The 4,513-nt window shown below is 64.5% G+C and carries 5 protein-coding genes; 4 read left to right on the plus strand and 1 reads right to left on the minus strand.

Features of this window, described 5'->3' with window-relative positions; genetic code table 11:
- The 4 genes from T281_RS18510 to pyk all read left to right on the plus strand — a co-directional run.
- A partial coding sequence (locus T281_RS18510) for a hypothetical protein (RefSeq protein WP_155955317.1) occupies positions 1 to 86 on the plus strand: 86 nt, incomplete at its 5' end.
- A gap of 173 nt (positions 87 to 259) precedes the next feature.
- Entirely contained in the window at positions 260 to 1,564 is a 1,305-nt protein-coding gene (locus T281_RS16310; RefSeq protein ID WP_037241966.1) for a glycerate kinase type-2 family protein, read from the plus strand.
- A 38-nt stretch (positions 1,565 to 1,602) separates the two neighbouring features.
- Positions 1,603 to 2,148 carry a DUF1036 domain-containing protein gene (locus tag T281_RS16315; RefSeq protein WP_037241968.1) on the plus strand — a complete coding sequence of 182 codons (546 nt, stop codon included), beginning with the start codon at positions 1,603 to 1,605 and terminating at the stop codon, positions 2,146 to 2,148.
- Positions 2,145 to 3,578, plus strand: coding sequence for a pyruvate kinase (gene pyk / locus T281_RS16320; protein WP_037241970.1), 1,434 nt, complete (start codon positions 2,145 to 2,147; stop codon positions 3,576 to 3,578). Before T281_RS16315 ends, pyk begins: the two co-directional genes overlap by 4 nt.
- 52 nt (positions 3,579 to 3,630) lie before the next feature.
- On the opposite strand, the gene rph is transcribed toward pyk, so the two are convergent.
- A complete protein-coding gene (rph, locus tag T281_RS16325) occupies positions 3,631 to 4,344 on the minus strand; it encodes a ribonuclease PH (RefSeq protein ID WP_013418295.1) in 714 nt (237 codons plus the stop codon).
- Between the last annotated feature and the right edge of the window lie 169 nt (positions 4,345 to 4,513).

Below are 4,513 nucleotides of genomic sequence, written 5' to 3' on the forward strand. Positions count from 1 at the left end.
CCATCGCGGAAACAGGCGTGGACATGATCTCGGTCGGCGCGCTCACGCATTCGGTGAAGGCGCTCGATATCGGCCTCGACTTCTGAAAAGCGGGGCGTAAGCGGAGCTGCAAGGCACATCCGGCTGGCAACGTGAGCCATGCAATAATCGCATGGCACCCCGCTACTTTGGGCGACAGACTTAAAGCCAATTGGACCATCGCGGTCGAAGCAGTAACGTACGCTGGGCGACCATCGACCATTAACCCCCAGTTTGCGACGTGTCACACAACGCCAGACGCTTCCTTTATGCGCTATTCGATACGGCCGTCGCTGTCGCGCAGCCGGGGCGCTGTCTGCCGCGTCACTTCCCCGAATGCCCGACGGACGGCAAGATCGTCATCATCGCCTGCGGCAAGGCGGCGGCGGGAATGGCGCGCATCGCCGAAGACCATTTCTCGCGAACCTGCGCGTCTCACACACTGACAGGTGTCGCCATCACGCGGCATGGCGAGAACTCGGAACCGCTCAAGAAACTGAAGCTCATCGAGGCGGCGCACCCGATCCCTGACGAGAGTAGCGTGCTCGCCGCCGCCGAGGCGATCAAGGCGGCGCATTCCGCCAAGGCGGGCGACCTCATCCTCACGCTGATCTCGGGCGGCGCGTCGGCACTCCTCGTTGCGCCTGCGGGGAAAATTACGCTCGCCGAGAAGCAGGATCTCACTCGCACGCTTCTCAAATGCGGCGCACGCATCAGCGAAATCAACTGCGTCAGAAAACACATTTCGCGCATCAAGGGCGGACGCCTCGCCGCCTGCGCCTCGCCTTCGGCGATCCTCGTCACGCTCGCCATTTCGGATGTGCCGGGCGACGAACCTGAGACCATCGCTTCGGGCCTCACCTGCCCCGACACCACGACGCTCGCCGATGCGCGGCGCATTCTTGCGAAATACGGCATCGAACCGCCGCGTTCGGTGATCGAGGCGCTGAACGATCCCGTGAACGAAACCCCGAAGCCGGGGCACGCGATCTTCGCCAACGCGCGTTACGAACTCGTCGCCACCGGCCGCGATTCCCTGCACGCGGCGGGAGAACTGGCGCGCGGTCTCGGCTACGAGGTCATCATGTTGGGCGATTCGCTCGAAGGCGAAGCCCGCGACGTGGCCGAGATGCACGCCCGCCTCGCCCGCCGCTGCCTGGCAGACGGTCGGCGCGTCGTAATCCTTTCGGGCGGCGAACTCACCGTGACTGTGCGTGGAAACGGCCGAGGCGGCCCGAATCAGGAATACGCGCTCGCGCTTGCCGCGGCCCTCAACGGCCAACCAGGCATCGCTGCGTTCGCGGGCGACACGGACGGCATCGACGGCGGGACCGGCGACTGCGCGAACGACCCAGCGGGCGCCATCGTCGATCCCGGCACGGCCCGGCGCGCGGCGGCGCTCAATCTCCTTCCAGCCACATTTCTCGCCAATAACGACGCCACTGGCTTCTTCCGGCTCACGAACGATCTCGTCGTATGCGGCCCCACGGGAACAAATGTGAATGACTTCAGGGCTATTGTTGTCGACAGCTCAATCAGAGATTAGTGTGGGCCAGCGACTCACGTGATTCCTGGAACCCACGGATGATCCTGCAACAGCTTCCCATAACGCCACGGCTGGCACGTGCGATAGCCTTGGCGGGCGTTTTCTGCCTCGGGCTCGCCCTGCCCGCTCCGGCGAACGCCGAGCTCAAGCTTTGCAACAGCACTGCGAGCCGAATTGGCGTCGCCATCGGCTACAAGGACAAGGACGGCTGGGTCAGCGAAGGCTGGTGGAATGTCGACAGTCAATCCTGTGCCCTTCTCATTCAGGACAAACTGCGCGCGCGTTTCTACTACGTCTACGCCTTCGACTACGACAAGGGCGGCGAGTGGGGCGGCGCGATCGCCATGTGCACCAACGACGTAGAGTTCACTATCAAGGGCATCGATAATTGCGACGGGCGCGGCTTCAAGAAAAGCGGGTTCTTTGAAGTCGATACGCAGGAGCAGACGGACTGGACGGTGAAGCTCACCGATCAATCCGAAACGGCGCCCGCAGCGCCGACGGCTGCGAGCGGCGCACCGCCCGCTGCCGATGCTCCCGCGCAAGCCGCAGCAGCCTCCGCGCCGGGACCACGCCGCCGATGAAAAGAAAACGCCGCGTCAAGATTATAGCAACGCTCGGGCCTTCGACGAGCACCCCCGAACAACTCGAACGCCTTGTCGTGGCTGGCGCGGACGTCTTCCGCATCAACATGAGCCATTCGAGCCACGACGACATGCGCACCTACATTGCCGCGCTGCGCGACCTCGAAAGCAAATACGGCCCCATCGCCATCCTCGCCGACCTTCAAGGGCCGAAGCTGCGCATCAGCTCCATCGCGGAAGGCAGCATCCAGCTCGAACGTGGTCAGACCATCATCTTCGATGCGAACCACACGCCGGGCACTATTGATCGCGTCGGGCTTCTTCACCCGGAAATCTACGCGGCGGCCGAGCCGGGACACACGCTCCTCATCGACGACGGCAAGCTTCACATGCGCGTGCTCGATGCGCGCCCCGGCCGCATCGTCGCGGAAGCGATAACCGGCGGCGTGCTGTCGAGCCGCAAGGGCGTGAACCTGCCCGATGCCATCTTGCCGCTCGCCTCGATGACGCCGAAAGACCGCCTGGACTGCGAAGCTGCCCTTGAAGCGGGCGTGGACTGGATCGCCATTTCCTTCGTGCAGCGCGTGCATGACGTGCGCGACGTGCGCGCCATCGTGGGGGATCGCGCCGCGATCATGGCGAAGATCGAGCGCCGCTCCGCCATCGCCGAGATTGACGAGATCCTGCGCGAGAGCGACGGCGTGATGGTTGCGCGCGGCGATCTCGGCGTCGAGATGCCGCTTGAGCAGGTGCCGGGATTGCAGAAACAGCTTCTGCGCGCGGGCCGCGATCTCGGCAAGCCGGTGGTGGTTGCGACGCAGATGCTCGAAAGCATGACGTCATCCCCGGTTCCGACGCGCGCCGAAGTGTCGGACGTTGCGACCGCCGTTTTCGAGGGCGCGGACGCGGTGATGCTGTCCGCCGAGTCAGCGACCGGCGCCTACCCGGTCGAGGCCGTGGCCACCATGGATCGCGTCGCGCGCGAAGTGGAAAAGGATGTCAATTATGAGAGCATCCTGCATTTTCGCGGGACGCCTTCCGACAAGACCGCCGCCGACGCGATCAGCGCCGCCGCCGCATCCATCGCCGAGACGTTGAAGCTGAAGGCGATTTTCTGTTACACGGCGACCGGCAAGACCGGCCTTCGCGTCGCGCGACAGCGGCCCGCCCAGCCCATCGTTGTGCTGACGCCCGTGATCGAGACCGCGCGGCGGCTCAACCTCGTCTGGGGCTTGCATTGCGTGCAGACATCCGACCCCGCGAATACGGGCGAGATGGTGCGCGGAGCCGAGGAGGTCGCGCGCGCTTCCGGTTATGCTGACGACGGCGACCGCGTCCTCGTCTGCGCGGGCGTACCGTTCAAGCGCCCCGGAAGCACGAATATGCTGCGCATCTTCACCATCGGCGAGGACAGTGGCAAGCCGCACTGAGACGGCAGGCCATCGCATGCCCGCCGCCGGTCAGGCAGCGGGCATGGCAACGTCAGAGAACCGTGAGCTTCTGCAAATTCACGAGTTCGGCGATGCCCTTCTTCGCGAGTGCCGTCAATTCGGCCATGCGTTCCTCGGAGAACGCGCCCTTCTCCGCTGTGGCCTGAATTTCGACGATCTGGCCCTTGCCGGTGAACACGAAATTCGCGTCCGCCTCGGCATCCGAATCCTCGGGATAATCGAGGTCGAGAACCGCTTCGCCCTTGTAGATGCCGCAGGAAATGGCAGCGACGTTGTCCTTCATGGGTTCGCCGCGCAGCATGTCGCGCGCGCGCATCCACTGGAAGCAATCGTGCAGCGCAACCCACGCACCGGTGATCGACGCCGTGCGCGTCCCGCCGTCCGCCTGCAACACATCGCAGTCGACCATGATCTGGCGTTCGCCGAGCGCCTGAAGATCGACCACGGCGCGGAGCGACCGTCCGATCAGCCGCTGAATTTCCTGGCTGCGGCCGGACTGATGGCCGGTCGTCGCTTCGCGGCGCGTGCGGTCGGAGGTGGCGCGCGGCAGCATGCCGTATTCGGCCGTGATCCAGCCGCGTCCCTGCCCCTTCAGCCACGGCGGCACGCGATCTTCAAGGCTCGCCGTGCACAGCACGTGCGTGTTGCCGAACTTGATGAGGCACGATCCTTCCGCATGGTGCGAAAAGGCGCGTTGGAAGCTCACAGGGCGAAGGTCGCCGGCCTGCCGTTTCGAGGGGCGCATGCAATTTCTCTCATTTCGGGCGCGAAGCTGAGCCACGCCCGTTTTTATAATAATCACCTTGCCGCAGCCGGACGGACGATCCAGCGCAGATGTGAATTTGGGCGTCTCGTGAACGCCGTAGCGGACAGTAGGCCAGCGGTTTTCGGGTATCAACGGCTTTCGGACGCCC

This window comes from Rhodomicrobium udaipurense JA643, assembly GCF_000636015.1.
Classification (GTDB): Bacteria; Pseudomonadota; Alphaproteobacteria; order Rhizobiales; family Rhodomicrobiaceae; genus Rhodomicrobium; species Rhodomicrobium udaipurense.

What these genes read in the sequence shown, in the direction of transcription:
- rph (WP_013418295.1), bottom strand. Translation starts at nt 4,344, where the DNA reads ATGCGCCCCTCGAAACGGCAGGCCGGCGACCTTCGCCCTGTGAGCTTC.
- pyk (WP_037241970.1), top strand. Translation starts at nt 2,145, where the DNA reads ATGAAAAGAAAACGCCGCGTCAAGATTATAGCAACGCTCGGGCCTTCG.
- T281_RS16315 (WP_037241968.1), top strand. Translation starts at nt 1,603, where the DNA reads ATGATCCTGCAACAGCTTCCCATAACGCCACGGCTGGCACGTGCGATA.